The following is a 25,724-nucleotide window of genomic DNA, read 5'->3' on the forward strand; positions in this document are numbered from 1 at the left end:
AGAACACCTCTCTCATCAAAAATTTTTTTTATTACATTTAAATGATAAAAAACATTTTTCCTTTCCACCTTGTTGATTTCTATACTTATCCACTTTTTTATGCTAAAATAGCAATTAACTATTGTATGAATTCATACAGAAGGTACGGTTGAAAAAATTTCCGAACAGAGAAGCAAAACGAGGCTTGTCTCTTTGATTAGAATCGCTCATTTTAATCAAAGCATATCAAAAAACAGGTGGCTTGACCCCTCGTTTTGTGTTGTCTAAAAAAAATCAACTAGCTAAATTACTGCGACATGCAGATAAAGGAGACATAAACATGATTTACAAAGTATATTATCAAGAATCAAAAATCCGTAATCCTAAACGGGAAGAAACAAAATCACTTTACATTGAAGCAAATAGTGATGTTGACGCACGTCAACAAGTGGAAGAAAATACCCCATACAACATTGAATTCGTTCAACTTCTAGAAGGCAGTCATCTAGAATACGAAAAAGAAAATGCTGAATTCACATTAGTGGAGTTTTAAAATGAAACTTTCCATCAAAAATAATGAGACAGGCGTCTTTGCTATTGGTGGATTAGGTGAAATCGGGAAAAACACGTATGGGGTACAATTCCAAGATGAGATTATCATCATTGATGCTGGAATCAAGTTTCCAGAAGATGATCTGCTTGGGATTGACTACGTAATTCCTGACTACAACTATATCGTTCAAAATATACACAAAGTGAAAGCACTGGTGATCACGCATGGACACGAAGACCATATCGGTGGCATTCCTTATTTGTTGAAACAAGCGAATATCCCTATTTATGCTGGGCCATTAGCGCTTGCACTGATTACCAATAAGTTGGATGAACATGGCTTGCTTAGAGATGCACAATTGCATGAAATCAATGAAGATACCGTGATTCGTTTCAGAAAAACATCGGTCAGCTTTTTTAGAACAACCCATAGTATCCCTGATGCGTTGGGTGTCGTTGTAAAAACACCTTCTGGTAATATCGTTGCAACAGGTGACTTTAAATTTGATTTCACCCCAGTCGGTGAACCTGCTAACCTGCACAAAATGGCACGGATCGGTGAAGAAGGCGTACTCTGCTTGCTATCAGACAGTACAAATGCTGAGATCCCAACATTTACAAAATCAGAAAAAACGATTGGTCTTTCGATCCTAAAGATTTTTGAGAAAATCGAAGGTCGGATCATTTTTGCCAGCTTCGCTTCAAACATCTTCCGTCTACAACAAGCAGCAGATGCAGCGGTTGCTACCGGCAGAAAAATTGCTGTTTTTGGACGCAGTATGGAAAATGCGATCGTTAACGGCCAACGTTTAGGCTATATCAAAGTCCCAGAAGGAACCTTCGTTGATGCACATGAAATCAATCGATTACCTGCGAATGAAACGATGATCTTATGTACTGGTTCTCAAGGTGAACCGATGGCTGCTTTAAGTCGTATTGCTAATGGTACCCATCGCCAAATCCAGATCCAACCAGATGATACCGTCATTTTCTCAAGCTCACCAATTCCTGGGAATACTACCAGCGTCAACCATTTGATCAATTTATTATCTGAAGCTGGTGCAGAAGTCATTCATGGGAAAATCAACAATATCCATACTTCTGGACACGGTGGTCAAGAAGAACAAAAGCTGATGCTTCGTTTGATGAAGCCTAAATACTTTGTTCCAGTCCACGGAGAATTCAGAATGTTGAAGATCCATGCTTCCCTTGCTCAAGATACTGGTGTACCGGCTGAAAATTGCTTTATTATGGAAAATGGAGATGTGTTGGCTTTGACTAGCGAAACCGCTCGTCCAGCCGGACATTTTATTGCCGGTGACGTCTATATCGACGGTAGCGGGATCGGTGACATTGGAAATGTTGTTTTGAGAGACCGTCATTTGTTATCTGAAGAAGGACTAGTTCTGGCAGTTGCTACTGTCGACATCAAAAAGAAAGAAATTTTAGCGGGACCTGATATTTTATCACGTGGCTTTGTTTATATGCGTGAATCAGGTGAGATGATCAATGAGGCGCAACGCATCCTTTTCCATGCATTGCGTGAAGTGTTAAATGCTCCTGATTGCTCTGAACATAAACTGAAAGAAGCCATGACAGGCGCTTTACAACCTTTCTTATTTGAACGAACAGAAAGACATCCAATGATCCTTCCAATGGTGATGACACCTGATGAAGAAAAATAAATGAAAAACTTATAATGGCTGCATGCGCCGACTACCTACATAGATGGGTAAAGTTCGGCGCAGTTGTCCATTATAAGTTTTTTTGTAACAAAAAAGAGCGTAATCACTTACGCTCTTAACATGTTTAAATAGGTGAACAACACTTATTTAGTTTACTCGCTCTACTTAAGCTTTTTCAACATTAGCAGCTTGTGGGCCACGATCTGATTCTTCAACATCAAAAGTCACTGCTTGACCTTCTTCTAAAGTTTTGAATCCGTCACCTTGGATAGCTGAAAAGTGAACAAAAACATCGCTTCCGTCTTCACGTGAAATAAAACCAAATCCTTTTTCAGCGTTGAACCATTTAACTGTTCCGTTTTCCATTAATAATACCCTCCTCGTGCCTAAGCACTTAATTGATTGTAACATTGCTCGCGTACGATAGAGGTGCAACAGATGTTTCAACTTCTATTCCCAAACAAAATTACAATATAATTGTACACTTGGTTCTTTTTTTTTGCAAGAAAGCTACTTCCACTTATTCAATTTATTCCTCTTCCATCAATCCCTCCTCTCTCAGACTAAAATACTGTTTGCATCCAATGATCAAATGATCTAAGACATCGATTCCCATCATCTCCCCACATTTTTGAACTCTTTTAGTAAAAAGCAAGTCTTGTTTAGATGGAAGAACATTCCCCGAGGGATGATTATGAACTAAAATAATTCTCGCTGCAGAATATCGAACAGCATAATGGAACACTTCTCTTGGATGTGCGATCGTTTGATCCAGGGAACCAATAAATAGCGTTTTTTTCAACAATACTTGATTCTTAGTATCCAAATAAATACAAATCAAATGTTCTTGTTTGTGATCCTTTAATTCTATGATTAATTGATGCGCTAATTCATAGCTGGCATGGATCGTGGGTTGTACCGCTACATGCTGTGTTTGGATTCTTTTTCCTAGATCGATCAGTGCTTTGATTTCAAGAGCCTTAACCTGACCAATTCCTCGTATTTTTTCCAGCTCAGACAGCGTTGCCTGTCTTAACAGTGCAAGTCCACCAAATGTTTTCAACAAATTACCTGCTAGTTCCAAGACATTATAGGGATGCTGTCCCGTGCGTAATAAAATAGCAAGTAATTCTTGATCAGAGAGTGCTTTCTCTCCGTAAAGCAACATTCGCTCCCTTGGAAGTGAGGTTGCTGGCACAGCATCCAGCAAATTTTTTTCCATAAAATCCCCCCTTTCTTCTTCTCACTAATAAGATACGAAAAAAGGGGGGAGCTATTTTTATTTTTTTAGATATCCTGGTACTTCGTGTAGAGAAGATAAAACTGCTAACGTTTTTTGTTGCAAGTCTTCTGAAGGAGCCAACAAATCTGGAATCATAATCACTGGGATCTCCGCACTTGCTGCTGCAAGTATCCCGTTTTTAGAATCTTCCAGAACCAATGTTTCTTGTTTTTTCGTTCCTAGATATTCATGGGCAAGCAAAAAGATTTCTGGATCAGGTTTAGCACGTTTGACATTTTCTGCTGAAACAATCGTTTCAAAATAGTTTGTCAGTTGGTTCTTTTCCAATAATAGCTCAATAATATGACGTTGGTTACTAGAAGCGACAACTTTAGGTATTCGGTGTTCTTCTAAAAAGTCCAGTAATTCGATTACTCCTGGTTTTAATTGCACTGCACCTAAGGAAAACCGTCTGATCGTTTCTTCATAAGCATCATTAATGAATTTTTGGACATTATTTTCCCCAAAACTTGCAAAGATCTGATGATAATTTGCCCAAACCTCTTCATCTGATACACCTAGATATTTCAAATACAATTCTTTGTCGTAAGGAAAGCCCATTTGATCAGCAACCATTTGCGAGGCTTCATAGTAGACGATTTCTGTGTCAAAGAGTAACCCATCCATGTCAAAAATGACAGCTTTATAATTCATTTTTTCCTCCTAACTGTAACAATAGTGTTCGTACTTCAGAAATAAAGTAAAGAGAACCTGTAACCACTAAGACATCTTCATTGGTCATTTTTTCTAATATTTCAGCTAAACCAAATTGCCATAATGAAACAATTGAAACTGTTTCATCTACAAGATCAGTCACGGTGCTTAAATCCAATGCTTTCGGGTGTTCAAACGTCGTTAAATACAAATGCGCATTAGGAACTGCTTTTAATTGGGTTAGCATTGCTTCTACATCTTTTGTACTTAGTGCAGAAAATAAAATATTGATCCGATAATCTTTGAACTCTTTCTTCAAATTTTGAACCAAACGGCTGACTGCATGTGTATTATGAGCGCCATCTAAAATAACAAAAGATTCTTCACTTAATTTTTCCATTCGTCCAGGCCAGTGCGCTTTTTTCAGCCCTTTACGAATTTCTTTTTCACTAAATGGTATACCTGTCATCTTGCAGTAAACTTGGTATAGTTCAATTGCCATACCAGCATTTTCTGTCTGATGTTGTCCAATCATGCCAATCGTAAGCGAGGTCATTTTTCCATGCTCATTATGAAATGAAAATACTTCTCCCCATTGCTCAGCTGGATGTTGATAAGTAACTTGATAGTTTTCGTCAAAAATATGAAGGGGGGCATTTCTTAGTCTAGCCTGTTTTTTGATTACTTCTAAAGCTCTTTCTTCGATATTTCCCGTAACGACAGGCACCCCTTGCTTGATTATTCCTGCTTTTTGGGCAGCGATTTCTTCAATTGTTTCTCCTAAAATATCCGTATGATCCAAGCCAATCGTGGTGATTCCTGTAAGTAATGGTACGGCAACATTCGTTGAGTCTAGTAAACCGCCTAACCCAACTTCAATAATAGCAACGTCGACTTTTTGACACAAAAAATAATCAAATGCCATTGCTGTCAGCGTTTCAAACTCAGTTATTCCGGCAACTGCTTCAAATCGATCCAAATGTTCAACAAGTGGTCGGTATTTTTGTACAAGCTTGATTAAGTCTTGATCTGGAATTTCTTGTCCATTGATCGAGATTCGTTCATTAAAAGATTCAATATACGGCGAAGTAAATGTCCCCACTGTCAGTCCTGCTTCTTCTAGTAGACATCTCAGATACGTAACCGTCGAACCTTTTCCGTTGGTTCCTGCGATATGGATCGTTTTCACCTGTTTTTCTGGATGCCCGACTATCTCTAATAATGCCTCCACTCGATCTAGTCCCGGACGAGAGCCAAATGGCAAGCGGCTATGGATCCAGGCGATTGCTTCTTCTATTTTCATCAACGTTTCCCCCATTCCATATTTATTATAGCAAAAAGCAAGCGGAAACACAGGAAAAAACGTAGTGTATGTAAAAGAAGAAGAAATACTGAATAGCCCATTCTGATTCTACTTATTTGTGCTGACGTCTTGCTTTTTACTTAAAAAAAGAGCGGAAATGTTTTTCAACTACTTTCCGCTCTCTTTTGCATTTGTACGATTGTTCGAATGTCAGATTACTGGATTGTTCTTAAGCTGCGGATTCTTTCTGTAACTGCTGCTTGTTTGTCCAAATAATCTTTTTCTTTTGCCCGCTCTGCTTCAACCACTTCTGCTGGCGCATTGGCAACAAAGCGTTCATTGCCTAATTTTCCTTGTACTCGTTTCACTTCATCTGTCCATTTCGCTAGTTCTTTTTCTAACCGTTTGATTTCTTCTTCGATATTGATCAAACCTGCTAATGGTAAGAAAATTTCTGCCCCTGTCAATACAGCTGACATTGCTAGATCAGGCGCAACGATTTCACTTGAGATCGTTAGCTCTTCTGGATTACAGAAACGCTCGATATAGCTGGTATTTTCTGTTAAGAATTGACCGATTTTCGGATCATTGATCTTAATCATTAATGTAATTGGTTTTGATAATGGTGTATTCACTTCAGAACGAATGTTACGTACGGAACGAATTAGTTCTTTGAGTACTTCCATCCCTTTTGAAGCTGTTTCATCATTAAATTCCGGATGAACCACCGGATAATCAGCAACTACTAAAGAAGTACCTTGATGTGGGATGTGTTGCCAAATTTCTTCAGTAACAAATGGCATAATTGGATGCAATAGACGCAAAATTTGATCTAACGTATGCACCAAAATACTTTGTGTTGTTTGTTTTGAGACAGCATCATCACCATACAAGACTTCTTTACTCATCTCGATATACCAGTCACAAAAATCATCCCAAATAAAGTTATACAACTGACGCCCAGCTTCCCCAAATTCAAAATGATCAAAGAGTTCAGTAACCTTAGCGATCGTTTCATTTAGACGTGTCAAGATCCAGCGGTCTGCCACAGTTTTCTCGCCAGTTAGCGTAATATCTTCAACTGTCATGCCTTCACTGTTCATAATAACAAAACGTGAAGCATTCCAAATTTTATTAATGAAATTCCAAGCTGCATCCATTTTTTCATAGCTGAAACGGACATCTTGACCAGGTGCTGAACCGTTTGATAAGAACCAACGTAAGGCATCAGCGCCATATTTTTCAATCACTTCCATTGGATCAATGCCGTTTCCAAGAGATTTACTCATCTTACGTCCTTGTTCGTCCCGAATCAACCCATGAATCAAAACATTTTCAAACGGACGACGATCCGTAAATTCTAAGCTTTGGAAAATCATTCGACTAACCCAGAAGAAGATAATGTCGTAGCCAGTTACTAATGTGCTTGTTGGGAAATAGCGTTGATAATCAGCACTATTTTCATCTGGCCATCCCATCGTTGAAAAAGGCCATAATGCTGAACTAAACCAAGTATCTAATACATCTGGATCTTGTACCCACTCTTCACTATTTTCTGGAGCTTCCATCCCTACATACATTTCACCCGTTTCTTTATGGTACCAAGCCGGGATTTGGTGTCCCCACCACAATTGACGAGAGATAACCCAATCGTGAACATTTTCCATCCAACGTAAAAATGTTTGATTAAAACGTGGTGGGAAAAATTCAACTGCATCATCAGTCTCTTGATTTTTCATTGCTTTCTCAGCTAATGGAGCCATTTTAACAAACCATTGTGTGGACAAGCGTGGTTCAATGACTACTCCCGTACGTTCTGAATGCCCAACATTATGGATCATTTTTTCAATTTTGATCAATCGTCCGATTTCCTTCAAATCAGAGACAATCGCTTTACGTGCTTCGAAACGATCCATGCCTGCATATTTTCCAGCTAAGTCATTCATCGTTCCATTTTCGTTCATCACATTTACACGTGGTAGATCATGACGGTTACCTACCTCAAAGTCATTTGGATCATGCGCAGGTGTAATTTTCACTACGCCTGTTCCAAATTCCATATCAACATACGTATCTGCAATAATCGGAATTTCTTTATTTACTAATGGTAAAATTACTTTTTTGCCGATCAACGCTTGATAACGCTCGTCTTCTGGGTGTACAGCAATCGCTGTGTCACCTAGCATAGTTTCTGGACGAGTCGTTGCAATTTCCACTACACCCGAACCATCAGCCAGTTCATAGCTCATGTGGTAGAAAGCACCTTCAATCTCTTTGTGGATCACTTCGATATCCGATAAAGCAGTGCGTGCTTGTGGGTCCCAGTTAATAATGTATTCACCACGATAAATCAAGCCTTTTTCATAAAGTGTCACGAATACTTTACGAACAGCTTCTGACAAGCCATCGTCTAGTGTAAAACGTTCACGACTATAATCGAGAGATAAGCCCATTTTTGCCCATTGTTCACGGATATGGCTTGCATACTCTTCTTTCCATTCCCATACTTGATCCACAAATTTTTCACGTCCTAAGTCATAACGCGAAATTCCTTGTTGACGAAGCTTTTCTTCTACTTTTGCCTGTGTAGCGATCCCTGCATGGTCCATTCCAGGTAACCACAAGGTATCAAAGCCTTGCATCCGTTTTTGACGAATCAGCATGTCTTGTAAAGTCGTATCCCAGGCATGTCCTAAGTGAAGTTTTCCTGTAACATTTGGTGGGGGGATTACGATTGAATAGGGTTTTGCTTTCTGATCGCCACTTGGTTTGAACAAATCTTGTTCCAACCATTTTTCATAACGGCCAGCTTCAACTTCTTGCGGATTGTATTTTGTTGATAGATTTTTTTCTTCCGTCATACTGATGTCCTCCTTAAAAATAAAAAAAGTCCTAAAATACTTTCGTATTTTAGGACGTATTGATTTACGCGGTACCACCTAATTTGTAGCAGTTTCCTACTACCTCTCATGTGAGTTAACGATCACGACTCGTTTATCTCTAGGTTTTATCGGTTTGCTGTACACGATAAAGGGTTCAAGATAAAAACTCCCAAGCTACCTTCACTAGTCTCTCCTAAGAACGTCCCACCATCTCGTTCTCTCTCTAAAAGGCTGTAACTAGTTACTCCTCTTGATCAACGTTATGCCTCATTTTACAATGGTTCAATTTTAAAGTCAATAAAAGACGGTAAGAATCGTATTTCCCTAAATAGTACCTCTTCAGGCTTATGATTCGCCTATTATAAATAATTGACTAAACAATAAGCAGTAGTGACAATGTTTGCTTATTTAGAACGTGACTGTTCAAATTAATTTTTTAACTCTCTTACAGAAGACTGATTTTTTCCTGCTTCCTTCATCTCATTTAGATTATTAGCCTTATTTGTAGACTGATTCATTCGCTCCTCTAGTGTTTGAATTTTTATTACAGGGTGACTATTGAGCGTTTGAGTTGATTTATTACTTGTCAAAGAGAGACTATTAGCCGTTTGGGTTGATTCACTTGTCAGAGAGAGACTATAAGTCGTTTGAGGTGATTTATTTGATAGAGAGAGATCCCTGATTTCCTTGGGAATTGGTGTTGGTTGAATACCAGCGGACTTCTCTTGATTTAGACTATCAGCCACATTTGTAGACTGATTCATTTGCTCCTTGAATGTTTGATTTTTTATTACAAGGGGTGTTTTGGTTTGTTTATCTGTTAGAGAGTGATTACTGATTCCGAGAGGTGTTAATGTTGGTTCAATACCTTCAGACTTTTCTTTAGGTTGCTCCTTTTTTCTCTCTGGTTCCTTTACTGAATTACTTATTAGAGACTGATTACTTGTTCCCTGAGGCATTGGAGTTGGTTGAACAAATACGCTTATTTCTTTTGATTGCTCTGTTTCTTGCATATGTAAGTATAAATTCTCGCAACTAGCAATTAGACATTTTACCTTTTGTCGAGTTTGATAATGGTCTGGTTCGTAATAAAGATTTTCTGCTATGGCTCTATAATTTGATTTTTTCTGTTCTCCCGATGAAATTACTAAAAAAGACCAAACAATCCGTGTACAACAATCGTTATCTGCATCATATAATTCTACAACTTGTTGATTCACATCAGACACCAATGGATTTTTATTACTTACCTGTGTCGTTATAAGCTGTTTCAATTGATCCGCTTCCTTTGCCCACCACTCTTTGTCGAATGGCAACATTAACTTATGAATGTTATTAAAACTTGTATTATTGTTTCTCTTAACATCGTTACAACCCAATTTTTTAAGGTTAACAGAAGCTAAGGAAATCTGTTTGGTACACTCGTCAATGATACTTTTTAATTTAGGATATGTATGTATAAAATGTTGTATGCCTTTTTCTTGATAAAGGATATTTGAAAATTGTTCTTCTATACTGAGTTGAGTATTTCTATATTTGCACACCTCAATCACACTATATTTCATTGCTTGTTTTATTTCTTCTTTTTTATTATTTAAATCTATGAGAAACCATTTATTCACACTGCTAGATCTGGCTTTTTCTTTATCTGTTTCCTTCAATAAAATATTCTCAATCTTATTTATGACAACTTGCGTTTTTCTTTTTCGCTTTTCTTCATCCATCGATAAACATTTTTTCGTCCAATTGATGACATCCGATTCAGTAAAATCGATATTACTCGAGGAAAGTTCTTTTTTTATTGGTTGGAGAAAGCCCTCGGCTTTTGAGGAGTCCTTGATTTCCTTTAATAATCCTTCTCCGTCATCCCCAAACCTTTTTTTAAAATCAGTTACATCACTTGAATTTCCCCATTCTCTACTCATTACAGAATAAATGACTGTTGATATAGTCTCTCCCACCTTTTTTTGCTGGAGTGCTTCTTCGATTTTTGGAAGTAGTTCTTTTTTTGTCTGATAATATTGTAATAGATTTAATGCTTTTTCTCTATCCGAACGATTCGAACAATCGATTCCTTCTTCACTTAGTGTATGATTAATCGTTTCCAGTATTTTAGGAAAAAGGTAATCTACTTTTTGTTTTTCTAAATCTTTTCTAACTTCACCCATTATATCAAGATCTTTTATTTTATCAGTAGGAGGATGTATTATAGTTTGTACTTTTTCTCCCATTTCCATGCTTATTGCGGATATTTTTAGGATCAGTTCTTTTTCATTCAAAATTTTGTTTGTTTGAATCTTATCCTCTTCATTTAAATAAGTGCTTAATTGATTATTGACTTGTTCAAAGTTTTTTTCCGTCCAGTTTGGGTAATTAACTTTTAACTGAAGCATAATCGTTGCGATCTGCTCGGGTTTTAATTGCTTGAGATAGTCATTGTTCGCCAGTTTATTATCGATTGATCGAAGTCCATTCATGAGTCGCTGATTTTCGATTTCACTCAGATCTTTTTTCATCATTTCCGATAAGGAACTATTTTTTTTTGCTTCTGTCTCCTTTAATTCTTCTTTAAATGCCTGAACTGTTTCAAATTTGTGCCATTGATTTTCACCAAAAACAAGTCGCCCTAAATAAGATAACTGTTTTTTTGACTCTGGGGAATTCAATAATCTATAGAATCTATCAAATCGGTCTATTTTTGCCCCACTATTCAATAAATTTTCTAATTGATCCCCTAAATCTGATCGATTTTCTTTTTTTAGTTTTTCGATGATACTTTTTTTATAAAATTCTAAACGGTCCGTTTCTTTGAAGGAAGTATTGACATGTTGCCTAACAGACTCTTTTACTAATGTGGACTGAGCCTCAACATGAATTTGTGTCATCAACTCAACAGTTCCTTGTTCTTTTCCTCTTAATATTTCATCATACTTTACCGCCAACTCTGGGGTTACTTCTTTAGCAATCAAATAAACGAGCTCTTGCTCAAGAAGTCTTTTTTCTGTAATTATGTCAATTTCTTTTATCTTTGTTCTTTCAAAATACGATATTTTTTTACCAATATGTGGCGAATCAATATGCTTGGTAGCTATAGAAATATATGTTTTTTTTCAGCTTCTGATAAATCCTTTCTTTGAAGAAGCATAGAAATTATTTTATCTTCTCTCAAAAAATCAAAAAACCATTTATACTTATCAGCAGGGTCAGGCATCATTCCAAAAAATCCATCAATTACGATTTCTCTACATCCTTCTTCGTAAGCTGGCTCCATATTGACTAATTGTTGATAGTTTACACTGCCCTCGTTTAATATTTCAAATGTACGAGCTAAAATATCCTCTTTGACTTTAGCTGAGTTCATGCCATATTGTAATTCTATACATGTCGATTTTATTTGTTGATTTGTTTCACGATTCAATAAATCTATTTTTTCATGATCATCCAAAAAATTACGAGAACAATTTTTACTTCTATCTATTGTTAAATTTTTTAATAAATTTAGCTGTTTGTTCAGATTTATAGTTGGAACCATTAGAAGATCAAAAAGATGAATCTGATTTATTACATTATCAGAATTTTGTTGAAAATAGAGACAAGATTCCACGATCTCTCTCGTTATTACTCTCTCTTGTTTCAGCATCATTATCAGCTCATCAAGAGTTTTAAATCTGTTAATTGCCGTCCCCCCCCTTAATGTATCCAGTAATTGCTGATAATCTGCAGTTATTTTGTAAGGAAATTTATTCAGCACTGCTTTCATTTGGTGGTATCCTTCACTTGTTTTGTCCGAAAACCGTTCCATTTCCATAAGAATTGTATTTTTTACCTTCTCTTGATTCATTTTTACCATCCTTTACATTTTTTTGTTATAGCATCCGTGGCTTGTCTGTTTTGCTAGACATTCATATCTAGCCTGAATCATAAGAATTAAGGATTGTTCCTTTTATGTACATTCAATCAAATCTTAAACTTCATTAGTATTTTTTACTCCAACTTGTTTCATAACCGCCTCCTTCAGATTAACTTTTTTCTTACAACAGTGATTCTATCCATTGCATTCATCTTTATTACTGTCATTCACTCCTAAAAAAAGGTTTCTTCTTTCAAAAAAACCAGTTATTTTATAATCCCTGCACACGATGATACAATGAACTGAAAGCTATTATATCAGTATTATGATTGTAAACAAACAAAAATAGATATAAACATGCGTTATAAAAAAACGCTTAGAAACATTGGCTCTAAGCGCTAAAACTATGGATTGTCATAAAAAAACTTCTGAATATTTTTCGTTAAAAAATATAAGCGTTTGCAATTCTGTCGTCAAATCAATGTATTGAATATTCACATGTTTGGGTACGATCACTCGGTCAGGAGCAAAGTTTAAGATCGCTGATACGCCACCTTTCACAATTTCATCGATTGCTGACTGGGAGTGTTTACTTGGAACCGTTGAAATCGCAACTGTTACTTTTTCTTTTTTGACGATTTCGCCAAACTGTTCGATTGGATAAATGAATTGACCATCGATTTCTTGATTGACGATTTTAGGGTCATTGTCAAATACACAGACGATATTCAAATTTTCATTTCTTCTAAAATTATTGTGCTTTAAAGCTTTCCCTAGATTTCCATACCCAACTAAGGCAATTCGTTTTTCCTCTTCCGTCTTTAAGATTCGATCAAAGACTTCGATCAGATAAGGCACTTCATAACCATAGCCACTGCGCCCCAATTCACCTAAATATGAAAAATCTCTACGGATCGACGCAGAAGGTACTTGGGTGATTTGACTAAATTCATTTGATTTAATCCGCTTCACACCTGAATCATTGAGCATTTTTAAATAACGTAAATATAAAGGTAGTCTTTTAGCTGTTGCTTTTGGTAAAACCGCTATTTTTTCTCCCATCTTCAAACTCCTTTGTTAATTTCTTCACATAGTCAGTTTATCATTTATCCTCTCTTAGAGCAACAGTAGGGAATATAAAAAAGAGTCTGGGATTGACTCCAGACTCTTAAATAAGTGTAAGAACAACTAAAAAGTAATGTTTTTAAAGTCTGTTTTATTAAACATAAAAAAACGGTTCAATCTACTTTCTTATTCTTGTCAAAGCTCACGATAATTTCAAGACTCTTATAACAAATCAGCAAATTCTTCTACTTGTTCAGCTTCGGTAGCTGTATGGATCGTTTCCATTTTTAAACCAGCAAGAGCTCGTTCGATCATTTCTTCGATTGGTAAACGTTCTTCGTATTGATGAACTTTATCAAGTCGTGGTCGGGTCTTTGGTTGAGGTGGGGCAAAAATCGTACAGCAATCTTCAAATGGTTGGACTGAAAGCTCAAAGGTATCGATTTGTTCAGCTACTTCAATGATTTCTAATTTATCCATCGTAGCAACTGGACGAATGATAGGCGTATTCGTTACTTCATTGATAGCAACCATGCTTTGTAAGGTCTGCGAAGCTACTTGTCCTAAAGACTCCCCATTAAGGATAATCAACCCATGGCGTAATCGGCGGATCTCATCCGTTAATCGCAGCATCATCCGTCGAGTAATCGTCATCCAGTACCCTTGCGGAATGTTTTTCTTGATTTCTTCTTGGATCTCAGTAAACGGTACCTCGATAAACTCGATTTTACCGACATAAGGAGTCAATTTTGCTGTTAAATCTTTTGCTTTTTGTAATGCCTGCTCACTCGTGTAAGGTGGACTAGCAAAGTGGACCGCTTCAATTTCGACACCACGCTTCATGGCAAAATAACCAGCCACAGGTGAATCGATTCCACCAGACAACATCAACATGCCTTTACCACTCGTTCCCACTGGCAATCCGCCTGCTCCTTTAATCGTTTCATAGGATAGGTAAGCAGCATCTCGACGGATTTCTACCCGTAGTGGAATATCTGGTTTACGCATTTGTGCTTCTATATCAGGGAAGATATCTACCACCGCATTTCCTAACGTTTGATTTAATTCATTACTTGTTAATTCAAAGTCGTGGTCACTACGTTTCGCAATAATTTTAAAGGTTTCTTTTCCTGTATAGACTTCTTTCATGATAGCTTGAACTGCATCTTTTAACTTTTGAACATCTTTTTCGATTCGAATACTTGGTGAGAAATTTTGGATACCGAAAATTTTAGCCAATTTAGGTATAACTAATGCACTATCAGCACCATTTAACAGTAGGTGCATCCGGTCACGATCAGCATGGATCTTGATTTCGGGAAAATCACTCAATGCTTGACGAACATTTTGAGCAAGTTGCATAATAAAACTTTTACGGTTTTTTCCTTTTGTTGACAGTTCACCATAGCGGACCATGATTTCACTATATTTCACAAAAACACTCCTTATTGATTAATTGATGGTTGAAAATTTCTTATATAATTGTTTAAAAATAATCATAAATTGTTCTACTTCTGCCATAGAATTACTTTCATCTAAACTAATGCGAACAGCTGACGTAGCTAAATCATCAGGCACATGCATGGCATGCAACGTGCTACTTGCAAGGTGTTTACGAGAAGAACAAGCACTAGTTGTAGAAATAAATATTTGTTTTTCTTCTAACGCATGAACAAGGACTTCTCCTCGAATCCCTTTGAGTGAAAAACATAAGATATGTGGTGCATAATCTTCTCCCTCTGAAAAAATAGTCACTTTTTCATAGGCTTTCAAAGCGTTGATCAATGCCTCTTTTAAATGTTTGGTGTGATCTGGCTTTTGAAGTTTTCGATCCAGTGCAATTCGTAAGGCTTTCGCCATTGCGACAATTGCAGGAACATTTTCTGTTCCACTTCGTTGATTTTTTTCTTGGCCACCACCATTAAGAAGCGGTGCTAAACGTCGTCCCTTCTTCCAATAAATAAAACCTATACCCCGAGGTCCATGAAATTTATGAGCTGAAAACGTCGCAAAATCAACTCTTTCGGTCAGCCATTCAGATAAAGAAACTTTTCCGATTGCTTGCACAGCATCCACATGAAAATGGATTTTAGGGTATTCTTTTAGCAACTCACTGATTTCTAAAATTGGTTGGATTGATCCAATTTCGTTATTGACTGCCATGATTGAAACCAATACCGTGTCTTTACGAATTAGTTTCTTCAATTCATCAACAATGACAAATCCTTGATTATTTACTGGCGCTATACTAACTTCTACCCCTAGAGATTTAAGTTGTTCAGCTGTTTCACTTACAGCAGGATGTTCTATCCCAGAGATGATCATGTGGTTTCCATATTCACGTTTTTCAATCATCGTCCCTTTAAGTACCCAATTATCGCCTTCTGTCCCACCAGAAGTAAAATAAATTTCATCTGGAGTAACAGTGATCAGCTCAGCAATTTGTTTTCTAGCTTGTTGTAACAAACGGTTTGCTTGATTGCCTAAATCATGCAAACTTGACGGATTCCCAATAATCCGCTGACTTGTCTTTATATAGGCATCTAAACTTTGCGGAAAGATTGGGGTTGTCGCACTATTATCAAAATATATCATAAGAAACCCCTCTTTTTTGAAATTCTTTACTATTATAACGGTTGTCCCAATTGCTTTCAAGAGGAGGTTGTTTTTTCAGAAAGTTTCGTGTAATTGAATACGCAAAAAGACAACACTTGGTGGATTGACCAGTGTTGCCTTTTTAGTTAGTCTTATTAAACTAAATCAGGATTCTTAAAATAAAAATCTTCAATTCGCTTGAAAGCACCAGGTTCAACACGTTCGAGTGCTGTACCGATCTCATCCAGAGCTTCTTGATAATGATGTTCCTTATTGAATAAGTAATAACTTTTATCAATTGCTTCTCTGATTTCTTCATGTGTGTGGCGATAACGATTTGCATACTGTAGCATTTGTTCTGTCAGTGCTGCAGCATCCACTAAATCATGCGTTTTCTTATCAAGTAAGTCTAAATCTTCTTCACATAACGTAACTAAGCGATTGACTTCTTCCATATTGACTCTGATTTTATTTAGCACGATACTTAGCTCTTCAATCCGATCAGTTGCCACAAAGAAAAATTCTAAATAATCATTTGGTAGACCAGGCAAACGTTGTTGTTCCACAAAACGTTTCAAATTACGCAATTTAAATTCGAAAGTATCGATTTTTTCTTGCGCTTCTTTTTCACCTTTTCTTAACTCGTGTAGTGAGTCATCGATTTCAACTTGTTGGTTTTCGATATCTTCTAAAACTTTGAATACTTTTTTATAGAAAGTCCGTACTTCAGAATATGGTAGCAAGTGTTGCTGGATTTGTGGTTTCATCTGTTCGTTTTGACGTTCAATTTCTTCCACTTCTGTTTGGAATCCGCGTACTCGACCAATTTCATTATGATTCAACGCATAACTTTGAGCAGTATGATCTAACTCAATCAATAATTGACGATTGTTTTTTGTCGCATGTTTGATGTATTGTTCAATGGTTGCTTGATTGGTTGTTACATAATTTTGGGCTTCCATTTCCCGCTCTAGAATGTCGTAGAGCGAATCAATCATACTAGCAGTTTCACGATTCTCGAATTCAACCGTTTCAACTTCTGTTTTTTCAAGATTTGCTAATGAACTTTCAATACGATGGCTTACTTTTTCAATCTCACCAACAAGATCTTCTTCTGGGAAAACATATTGTTCCTGCATCAATTTTTCATAAGTTTGCTGGATTTCTTCCAGTTGTTCTGGGAAAGTAGTGTTCAAATCTTCAAATAGCGGCGGAACTTTTTTCATCAAAGCTTCAACTTCATACGTATGTTTTTCTGCTTTATCCAAAACTTCTCGAGCTTCAACAGGATCACCTGAAGTATTCAATGCAACAAATTGCGTGAATTCATTTTCGATCATCTTGACTTGCTTTTGTAATTCAGGAAAGGCAGGACCGTATTCTTGCTCATCTTCTCTGATTGTTTCTTTCAATTCTTCATAGACATCCAAAGCTTGCTGAACCGCTAGTGAATTACGTTCTTCTGTTTCACGTAACTCTTTTAGTCCATCACGAATCTCAGAAACTTTCTTTTCCATTTGGTCCATGGTTTTTTCTGCTTCGATCACAGCTTTTTTACCTTTTAAAAATCGGAAACTCTCATTCAGATTTTCTACTTCAAAAATTTGACTTTCTAACTCAGCAAACGAGGAAGTGGATATGTCATTCCATTTTTGACTCCATTCACGAAAGGTATTTTGGCTTTGCCCCACCAGATGCATTTTTTTAACATCATCGACTTCTTCAATCACAGGCAAGTCGAATAATTCTTCCTTGCGCTTTTCCAAGGCGTCCAATCGATCTTGGTTTTTTTTCTTCATATAGTAACTAACCAAAAAGACGACTAGGGCGACTATAATGATTGCTATGACGATTCCGATGATAACATTATTTCCCATTTAAGGTACCTCCGTTTTCAATATGCATCTATTTTTTATGCTTAGTTAAATAATTTGTGTGCATAAAACAATAAATACGTCTTCCGTGCAAAAGACATCTATTGTAAATTATAACACACAATTTTTAAGCATTCACTAACTTCATCGAAAATCTTTTATTCCTACCTAGAAAATAGCATAACCAGTATGAAACGCCGGTTTATTTTGGTTTGTTTCGTCTATTCAAGACTGTTTCTTTCGAGTTGCTTGGGCGATTTGCCGTTGAATTTCTTTGGCGATCTTAGGTTCAGGGGCACACTGCTCTTCCCAGTTATCAGGTTTTAATACCTTATTCGTGACCGGATGATAATGTGGTTTACCATCTGGGAATAATTTCCCCATGTTTGCTTGGTGAACGATCTCAAATATCTTCGTAGGATCAACACCCAATAATGAAAAAGAACCATAAGTAAAATATAAAAGATCGGTTAAAGCATCGACTTGCTCGATCAAAGGTGCTTGTCCCCATTCTTTTTTAGTCAACATTTTTTGTTCTGCTTTCTCTAATGCTTCGTGAAGAGCTGTTACTCCTTCGTGTAATTGTTCCTGATCTCCCTGACAATTGGCCGCAATCAATTCGACTAATTCTTCGATTTTAAATTCTGCACGATAAACGGCTGCTTGTTTCGAAAATGCAGTCGGTACATCAGGTGAACGAGGATCAAAAATTTTATGAAACTCTTCTACTTGTTGAAAGGGTGTTTTCTCAGACATCTTTTTCTACCTTCTTTTCTTACTTCTCTTAACATTTTAACTGAAGTCTAGTCTATCAACTGTTTTAGTAAATCAAACCATAATGCTTCAGTCCTTGATAAATTCCGTCTTTTTCATTGGTATCCGTCACATAATCAGCAGCTTGCTTAACTTCTTTTTGAGCATTCCCCATAGCAACCCCGATTCCGACACCTTCCAGCATCTCAATGTCGTTATAATGATCACCAAATGCCATGATCTCGGTCATTTCGATCCCCATGTCTTTGGCAAAGGCTGCAATTCCTGAAAGCTTTGAGCCACCTTTTGGAATGATATCAACGGTATACGCATTGGACCGTTGAAAGCTGCACTCTGGGAACCGCTCTTCTAATTTTTCTTGTTCTGATTCCTGACTCAATAAAATACATTGGTAAATTGGCTCATCAAGAATCTCCAGTGCCTCATATCGCTTTTTCTGTCGATGTGGGCTAAAAATTTGCAGTCCTTTTTTCATCAATCGAACGGGAAATTTTTTTGGTAATAAACTAACTAAACGTTTGATTAAAATCGACTGTCCTAATAGCATCGTGGTCGAACCAGCTAGTTGATCTCTTCCACCAAAAATGATCTGGCGATGGTTCTTATCAGCATATTCCACGATCTTACTTAAAACGACTTGATCAAATGGTTGATCTACAATCGTTCGTTCGGCAGTAAATACCAATTGTCCATTATAGACAACATACATATCTAATTCCAATTCATCAATCACTTCTTTGATTTTAACTGGACTCCGCCCAGTTGCTACACCACACAATATCCCATTTTTTCTAGCATAGCTAATCGCACGTTTAGTCGAAGCAAGTGCTTTTGAACGGTCGTTGACTAATGTGCCATCAATATCAAAAAAAATTGCTTTGATCATTCAACGCTCCCTCTCTAAAATAAATCCATTTGTTGTGGGTTTAAGCCTTCCGGTTTTATTTTTAATATTTTTTGTAAAGCTAACGCATTTTCTGCAGCATCTCCACCAGAATTGTTGTTAAAGATAATTCCGATTTCTTTCGTTTTTGAGCTAACAGAGTCAATAGCAGTTGCTAGTTCTCTCAGTTCCTGCTCAGAATAGCGATAAAGAGTTCTTTTTTTACGCCAATCTTTATCATTGGCCTGCCAACCTTGAGCATTTCTTCCGTGAAACCTGAAAAGAGCAAAGTCTGGATTCGTGATGAATGGGTCAAAAGGAACTGTTGTATTTAACAACTGTGGTTCATCAATTACTGCCAAAGAAAATTCTGCTCGAGTCATGAAGCTTCTCGTGCGCTCAACGAATTCCTCACTGTACCACGAAAAGTCCCGAAGTTCGATTGCTACCGGATAGCCAGCAAACCATTTTCGAAGCTTACGTAGGTATTGTACACTTTCCTTGGTGCATTTAAAGGAAGCTGGAAATTGGACTAAAAAACAAAAAAGCTTGTTCGCATCACTCATTGGTTTCATTACTTCCAGAAATTTAGCAATCATTTCTTCTTCTGTTTGATAATATTTTTCCCAGTCTCCTTGACCACTAATCCCTTGATACGCCTTAACAACAAAACGAAAATCATTTGGAACCTCTTGCACCCATTTTTCTACTGAAGTTCGTCTTGGGATTCCATAGTAAGCTGTATCAAGCTCCACTAATGGTAAATATCTAGCATACTCATAAAGTGTGTTATTCTTTTTTCCAGTCAATTTATCATGTTCTTTAAATGAGGTTAATCCGATTCGTATCATTTCAAGCCACCTTTGCTTTTCCATCCAAAAATCAACTATGTATAGTGAGATTTACTACTCATTGCTCAATGCCACGGATAGCAAAACTCTTTCATATAGTATACAATAAGCGTTAAAGCCTATGCAAAATTATATGTAAGGAAGTCCGAAAAAAAATGAAAAAAATTCTAATTTTACACACTGGCGGAACGATTGCCATGAGAGAAAATCTTTTAACTGGTGGAGTGAGTCCTGATGTTGTGAATCCTTTGCTAGATGCTGAAATTGAAATTCCAGAAGATGTTGATTTAGTAATAGAAGATATCTTTAATCTTCCTTCACCTCATATCATGCCTAAACATATGTTAATTTTAAAAAATCGGATTAATGAAGCCTATCATTTGGGGTTTGACGGTGTTGTAATCACTCATGGAACAGATACGTTAGAAGAAACCGCCTTTTTCTTAGACACGACGATTGGAGATAAACTGCCGATCGTACTAACTGGCGCTATGCGATCCAGCAACGAATTAGGGAGCGATGGGCTGTACAATTTCGAGAGTGCTATTCGAGTCGCTAGTTGTAAGGAAGCAAATGGAAAAGGTGTATTGGTCGTAATGAACGATGAGATCCACTCCGCGCGTTACGTGACCAAAACCCACACGACAAATGTTGCCACTTTTCGTACACCCACATTAGGTCCAATTGGTCTAGTAACAAAACATCGGATCTTATTTATGCAAGAATTACTAGAAACTACACGCTTAGATATCACTTCAGTCAATGGTACGATCCCAATCGTTAAGGCTTATGCGGGGATGCAAGGTGATCTATTAGAAGCTATCGCCCATACCAAAGTAGATGGCCTAGTGATCGAAGCTTTAGGAGCTGGCAATTTACCACCACAAGCTGTAACAGCTTTGAAAAAATTATTAGTACAAAAAATCCCAGTGGTCTTAGTTTCCCGGTGTTTTAATGGGATAGCAGAACCTGTTTATGACTACGAGGGTGGCGGAAAAGAATTAGCAAACATGGGGATTATTTTTTGTAATAGCATCAATAGCCAAAAAGCTCGCATCAAACTACTAATTGCCTTGAATCATGGGTTAAAAGATCAATCATTGATTTCGTTTATTACTCAATAAGTTATAGCTAAATCACATACGAAAATTTCTGACATTAAAATTCCGTTCTAAAAAAATCCAGAGTTCGTTTAGCAATTGAACCAATTTTGCGCATTCTTTTTTCAATCATGGAAGGTTATCGATCCTTACCTATTACTGGATATCCAAAAGTCTTATTTCCATGTTAGAATGTCCAAAAGTATGAACACCTATAGAATTCTTTATTATTCAGCACTTCGGCAATCAATCAAAAAAGAGGTTGAGACAAAAGTGTTCAGCATCAAGAAATAAGAAGGAATTTCCGAAAATTGACAAGAAACACAAAAACTCGTTTTTGATGTTGATTGTTACCTACTTGGTGCTTCTCAAATTTTTGGTAAATTTCGGCTTATTTCCGAAGATGCTACTTTTGTCTCACCGTGAACAAGAGGTCGTGAAAAGAGTGTTTTGACCTGAGCGTTAAGGATGGAAATCTCGAAACAGCTTCCCATGTTTTGAGATTTTTTGACTTATCGCCGAAGGTCAGCTCTTTGAACACCGTTTATCCGTTTTTAGAGATACTAGAAGAGACTGAGACAACTTTTGTCTCAGTCCCTTTTTACCCTTGTTGTTCCTGCTTATTTCCCAGAGCTAGACACTTCTGCGACAACCTCTTTCCGATTGGAACATCGTTTGCTATTAGCAGTTTATTTATTTTTCCAAGTGATATTTGCTTCACAATAGAGTTGTTCTTGCATTCTGATTTCATGTCTTGTTTTCACACCATGTTCCATCTCTACTTGTTCATAATGACTTTCAATTTCATTTCCATATTCCACTTCTTTGTCAAAACGGATCAAAACTTTTTCTGGTACATGTGTCGTCAAGAAATCATAGCCTAAGACATCAATAATCCAGTTGAAATACATGGCATTGTTCACATGTTGGTTACTATCGATATCATAGAAACGCACGCGATAAGGTAACATCATGCCCGATTCGATCTTTTCTATTTTTTCTTGCCGTTTGATTTTTTTGATTTTTTCGCTTTCAAACGGCGCAATAATTTCCTCATTGACACTACTCATTTTCCGATTCACAAAATCCATTAATACAAAAACTGATTCTATTTTCACCAGTTCTGTGCCTTCTTCATCATGAATCCAAAAATTACGATAACAAAAGAATTTATTGTACTCCATGGCTTGTGTTGTTATAGAAATCGTCTCTCCTACTTTTGGCAAACGAGTGATTGTCATTGAATAATTGGTAATGACCCAAGTCAGTCCAAAACTATTGACAAATTTACTGCCACGATCAAGCGCATCACTTTGATCTTCTGATGTCTTGATCACGATTCCTAACATTGATGGAAATGTCATGGTCTGATTAATGTCACATTCATAATATGAAACTTCATGTTTTTTTGTATATCTCTTTGCCAAAAAAACACCCTCCTCTTATCTTTTCGCTAATAATTGATCCACTTGTGAACCATAACTTTCCCCAAACATATTTAGATGGGCTAACAAATAATATAACTGGTAAATCGGCAATCGTTTTTCCCAATTTTTTTCCAAAGGATAGACCATTTGATAACTTTGTAAAAACTCTGGACGAAACCCACCAAATAGCTGGCTCATAGCTATGTCCTGCTCACGATCACCGTAAGAAACGGCTGGATCAACGAAGACTGGTTCTCCTTGCTGATCAAAGAACACATTACCACTCCACAAGTCGCCATGCAAGAGGCTAGGGACAATCTTTTTATCACTAAAGTTTTCTAACACGTATTGCTTAAAAGAAATAAATGTTTCTTGGCGGTTTTGATTCCAATGGTTGTTTTTTTGTGCCAAAGCAATTTGACTTTCTAGACGATTTTTGAAGAAGAAAAGCCACCAATCTTCTTCCACGTGATTGAATTGCGGAACGGTCCCTAAATAGTTATCCTTTCGATACCCAAATTGAGGAGCGGTTACCTTATGCAATTTCGCCAAAGAAACGGCTAGATCTTTTTGATCTCCTTTGCCAGGTTCGATCCATTCCATCAAAAGATAGGCACCATCTTTTTGTTCACCCAGCATGTAAGTTTCAGGTACTCGAACGTAGGGAGCTAGTTCTTTTAACCCATCCACTTCCGCTTCAAAAAAAGACTTTCCAATATTAGGATGAAGCTTTAAGAAATATGATTTATTTTGCTCTTCAATTCGATACGTTTGATTAACGTCCCCACCAGTGATAGGTATCACTTTGCCTTCTAATTGGATTTCTGCTAACACCGACTGAATATTCATCTCTACTCCTCCTTACATGCTTTTCCAACCTATTTGTTAGCTATCATTATATCACAGAGAATCTAAAACAAAGAAAATGAGTCTAGTAACTCTTTGTTCAACAGTAAAAGCCCATTGCTCATATTTATAGACAAAAAAAGAGAGGCTTCTTTCAAAATTAGCAACCCTACTAATTTCGAAGACTAACCTCGTCTTTCTTTCAATCCCTCATTTACTTTCTTTTTCAGTAATATGAGACACCAATTCGTCTATTTTCTTCATACTTTGAGTAGAATCAGTTTTTTAAGCCAATGCGCCCATTGGATCCCAAGGAGCTAAAACGATTGGTTCTTCATTGAAGGCTTGGAGTTGCTCTTTCGACAACAAATCTTTGCGAACAACGATTTGATACGTGTATTCGTTCATCCAATCGTCACTCATTACAAAAAATCCTTTATTGCCAACTTTTTCTCCCCAGCTATTTTCGACTTTCCATTTCGTTGATTTCCCATCAACAAGATCGACTCCCGTCAATACCATTGCGTGGGTCATTAAGCTTTCACCATAATCTAAACGTTGTGCTTTAGTCATCGTAAAATCTACATCGAATAAGTCATCCATGTCGTAAACATCCAGTGCCATGACCCCACTATCTCTAGTTGAAGATTGTCCGACATCACAACCAAACCAAACAGACTCTCCTTGTTCCAGTTGGGCAATAGCCAACTGTTTAAACGTTGACATATCTACGTTCAAATAACGAACTTCTTTCCCGCCAACCACATTCCCTAACATTTCTACAGTGTAAGAACGATCAAAGGGTTTGTCTTTTGTCGGTGCATTGATGATGCTAACGTAATCATCTAGTTTTACACCAATATATTTATCATAAAAGAGTTGAGGTGTAAGCTGTTGGTCAATATGATAATTGTTTTCTTCGTCACGGTATTCAAAATCAAATTCTTTTGGTGGTGTTCCTAAGGAGATGGCTAAAAATTGATAGATTCCTTCTAGCATTTCCTCTTTTTTTGCTTGAATCGCTTCAGCAGTTTCACCACCGGCAATCATTTCACGTAAGACCGTCGCATCTTTACGCAATAATTTATTCAAGTAATTATTTAAATCTCGTGAATTTGAACTATTTGCACTTTCTGGCATAACAGATTTAGGAACTACACCATATTTCTGGAAGAGGGAAACGATCATATCCCATTGTCCGCCATCTTGTTGTGGGGTTGTTAATAAAAAGGCTACTTTTCGGCTATCTAAGGCATCATTCCCTGTTGCGATAATATTTTCATAAAAATAATTAGCTTTTTCATATTTGTCCCAGAAAAACGTATAGTTTTGTGATAATTCAAATTCTTTCAAATGGAATTGATTGAGCAATTTATGTCGGAAAGTATTTAATGCTGCAAACATCCAGCAACGACCAGATTGTTTCTGATTTGAAACCTTTCCCGTTGATAAATCAATTGAAAAAACCGGTGTATTAGACACATGGGCAGCCACATTTTCAGCAGAAGCGGTGATCCCATTTTTTACTACCGCTCTTTGTAGAGCTTGTTGCTTGTTGTTTTCTTCAAAACCTTTTGCAAATTTTTTCGTCATTTCAGGTGTAATAGCTTTCATCCAATCATCCTTCCAATCAAAAATATATCTTTAATTCTACCCTTAAGTGGTTTGAAATACAACGACTCACTTTTAATCGTTACAACAAATCGGCTGAATCCCCCTCACGACAACCCTTTTTTGTTATTCTCAAAAGTTTTTGAGAATAACAAAAAAACCACAGCCTCTAAGCTGTGATTGAAGTACTCCGGCAGTAGGACTCGAACCTACGACATCATGATTAACAGTCATGCGCTACTACCAACTGAGCTATGCCGGAATCAAGTACATGTATATAATATCAATTTATCTTAAATAACGCAATACTTTTTTTACATATTTTTTTGTTTTTTCACAAAAATCACTGCACAAAATTTGTTATTTATACAATTTAGAATGATCATCCTATGAAACCAAATTTTTTTTGTTTTAGATATTGACAAAATTGATTATTTTCGTTATTCTATTACTTGTATTAAGAATTCATGCCGCTTTAGCTCAGTTGGTAGAGCGCTTCCATGGTAAGGAA

The 25,724-nt window shown here is 36.8% G+C and carries 20 protein-coding genes, 2 tRNA genes and 1 other annotated feature (1 of these 23 only partly in view); of the genes, 4 read left to right on the top strand and 18 right to left on the bottom strand.

Going from position 1 to position 25,724, the window contains the following annotated elements; translation table 11 throughout:
• The first annotated feature begins 319 nt into the window (after window positions 1–319).
• Window positions 320–532, top strand: coding sequence for a DNA-directed RNA polymerase subunit epsilon (locus IGL28_RS10455; RefSeq protein WP_010718722.1), 213 nt, complete (start codon window positions 320–322; stop codon window positions 530–532).
• 1 nt (window position 533) lies between these two features.
• Complete coding sequence (gene rnjA, locus IGL28_RS10460) at window positions 534–2,216, top strand: ribonuclease J1 (protein ID WP_010718723.1); 1,683 nt, start codon at window positions 534–536, stop codon at window positions 2,214–2,216.
• Window positions 2,217–2,381: 165 nt separating this feature from the next.
• On the opposite strand, the gene IGL28_RS10465 is transcribed toward rnjA, so the two are convergent.
• The 14 genes from IGL28_RS10465 to IGL28_RS10530 form a co-directional block, all read right to left on the bottom strand.
• Window positions 2,382–2,582 (bottom strand): cold-shock protein, encoded by a 201-nt coding sequence (locus IGL28_RS10465; RefSeq protein WP_010718724.1) that lies wholly within the window; start codon window positions 2,580–2,582, stop codon window positions 2,382–2,384.
• Window positions 2,583–2,745: 163 nt separating this feature from the next.
• On the bottom strand, window positions 2,746–3,438 hold the full coding sequence (gene radC, locus IGL28_RS10470) for a RadC family protein (protein ID WP_081128166.1): 693 nt from the start codon (window positions 3,436–3,438) through the stop codon (window positions 2,746–2,748).
• Between the two features lie 57 nt (window positions 3,439–3,495).
• Complete coding sequence (locus IGL28_RS10475) at window positions 3,496–4,152, bottom strand: HAD family hydrolase (protein WP_081128168.1); 657 nt, start codon at window positions 4,150–4,152, stop codon at window positions 3,496–3,498.
• A complete protein-coding gene (locus IGL28_RS10480) occupies window positions 4,142–5,455 on the bottom strand; it encodes a bifunctional folylpolyglutamate synthase/dihydrofolate synthase (protein ID WP_081128170.1) in 1,314 nt (437 codons plus the stop codon). The genes IGL28_RS10475 and IGL28_RS10480 overlap by 11 nt, the downstream gene beginning before the upstream one ends.
• 215 nt (window positions 5,456–5,670) lie before the next feature.
• Complete coding sequence (locus tag IGL28_RS10485; protein WP_010718728.1) at window positions 5,671–8,316, bottom strand: valine--tRNA ligase; 2,646 nt, start codon at window positions 8,314–8,316, stop codon at window positions 5,671–5,673.
• 47 nt (window positions 8,317–8,363) lie between these two features.
• Window positions 8,364–8,604 (bottom strand) — a binding site (T-box leader).
• Between the two features lie 161 nt (window positions 8,605–8,765).
• Window positions 8,766–11,306 (bottom strand): hypothetical protein, encoded by a 2,541-nt coding sequence (locus tag IGL28_RS10490; RefSeq protein ID WP_128427374.1) that lies wholly within the window; start codon window positions 11,304–11,306, stop codon window positions 8,766–8,768.
• A gap of 119 nt (window positions 11,307–11,425) precedes the next feature.
• A complete protein-coding gene (locus tag IGL28_RS10495; RefSeq protein WP_128427373.1) occupies window positions 11,426–12,178 on the bottom strand; it encodes a hypothetical protein in 753 nt (250 codons plus the stop codon).
• A gap of 423 nt (window positions 12,179–12,601) precedes the next feature.
• Window positions 12,602–13,249 carry a redox-sensing transcriptional repressor Rex gene (locus tag IGL28_RS10500; protein WP_010718730.1) on the bottom strand — a complete coding sequence of 216 codons (648 nt, stop codon included), beginning with the start codon at window positions 13,247–13,249 and terminating at the stop codon, window positions 12,602–12,604.
• Between the two features lie 225 nt (window positions 13,250–13,474).
• Entirely contained in the window at window positions 13,475–14,686 is a 1,212-nt protein-coding gene (gene thiI, locus IGL28_RS10505) for a tRNA uracil 4-sulfurtransferase ThiI (protein WP_081128174.1), read from the bottom strand.
• A gap of 18 nt (window positions 14,687–14,704) precedes the next feature.
• Window positions 14,705–15,847, bottom strand: coding sequence for a cysteine desulfurase family protein (locus tag IGL28_RS10510; RefSeq protein ID WP_010738070.1), 1,143 nt, complete (start codon window positions 15,845–15,847; stop codon window positions 14,705–14,707).
• A 155-nt stretch (window positions 15,848–16,002) separates the two neighbouring features.
• Complete coding sequence (locus IGL28_RS10515) at window positions 16,003–17,724, bottom strand: septation ring formation regulator EzrA (protein ID WP_010718733.1); 1,722 nt, start codon at window positions 17,722–17,724, stop codon at window positions 16,003–16,005.
• Between the two features lie 222 nt (window positions 17,725–17,946).
• The gene (locus tag IGL28_RS10520; protein WP_081128178.1) at window positions 17,947–18,477 is read right to left on the bottom strand and encodes an HAD family hydrolase; all 531 of its coding nucleotides are present in this window, start codon (window positions 18,475–18,477) and stop codon (window positions 17,947–17,949) included.
• A gap of 64 nt (window positions 18,478–18,541) precedes the next feature.
• Window positions 18,542–19,381, bottom strand: a complete 840-nt coding sequence (locus IGL28_RS10525) for a Cof-type HAD-IIB family hydrolase (protein WP_034698936.1) — start codon at window positions 19,379–19,381, stop codon at window positions 18,542–18,544.
• 14 nt (window positions 19,382–19,395) lie between these two features.
• Entirely contained in the window at window positions 19,396–20,229 is an 834-nt protein-coding gene (locus IGL28_RS10530; protein ID WP_010718736.1) for a DUF72 domain-containing protein, read from the bottom strand.
• Window positions 20,230–20,384: 155 nt separating this feature from the next.
• Between IGL28_RS10530 and IGL28_RS10535 the strand changes: the two genes are divergently transcribed.
• Complete coding sequence (locus tag IGL28_RS10535; protein WP_010718737.1) at window positions 20,385–21,353, top strand: asparaginase; 969 nt, start codon at window positions 20,385–20,387, stop codon at window positions 21,351–21,353.
• Between the two features lie 665 nt (window positions 21,354–22,018).
• Here the strand turns inward: IGL28_RS10535 and IGL28_RS10540 are convergent.
• The 4 genes from IGL28_RS10540 to IGL28_RS10555 all read right to left on the bottom strand — a co-directional run bounded on the left by IGL28_RS10540 (window position 22,019) and on the right by IGL28_RS10555 (window position 25,475).
• Window positions 22,019–22,756, bottom strand: a complete 738-nt coding sequence (locus IGL28_RS10540) for an acyl-ACP thioesterase domain-containing protein (protein WP_128427371.1) — start codon at window positions 22,754–22,756, stop codon at window positions 22,019–22,021.
• A gap of 15 nt (window positions 22,757–22,771) precedes the next feature.
• Window positions 22,772–23,605: a fructosamine kinase family protein gene (locus tag IGL28_RS10545; protein ID WP_010718739.1), complete on the bottom strand. Its 834-nt coding sequence runs from the start codon at window positions 23,603–23,605 to the stop codon at window positions 22,772–22,774.
• 282 nt (window positions 23,606–23,887) lie between these two features.
• Window positions 23,888–25,216: an aminopeptidase C gene (locus IGL28_RS10550; protein ID WP_010718740.1), complete on the bottom strand. Its 1,329-nt coding sequence runs from the start codon at window positions 25,214–25,216 to the stop codon at window positions 23,888–23,890.
• Window positions 25,217–25,401: 185 nt separating this feature from the next.
• Window positions 25,402–25,475: transfer RNA gene (locus IGL28_RS10555), tRNA-Asn, on the bottom strand.
• 207 nt (window positions 25,476–25,682) lie between these two features.
• On the opposite strand from IGL28_RS10555, the gene IGL28_RS10560 reads away from it, so the two are divergent.
• Window positions 25,683–25,724 (top strand) — tRNA-Thr (locus tag IGL28_RS10560); it runs 31 nt beyond the window's last position.

This window comes from Enterococcus sp. AZ077 (genome assembly GCF_051714965.1).
Lineage (GTDB): Bacteria > Bacillota > Bacilli > Lactobacillales > Enterococcaceae > Enterococcus_B > Enterococcus_B hirae.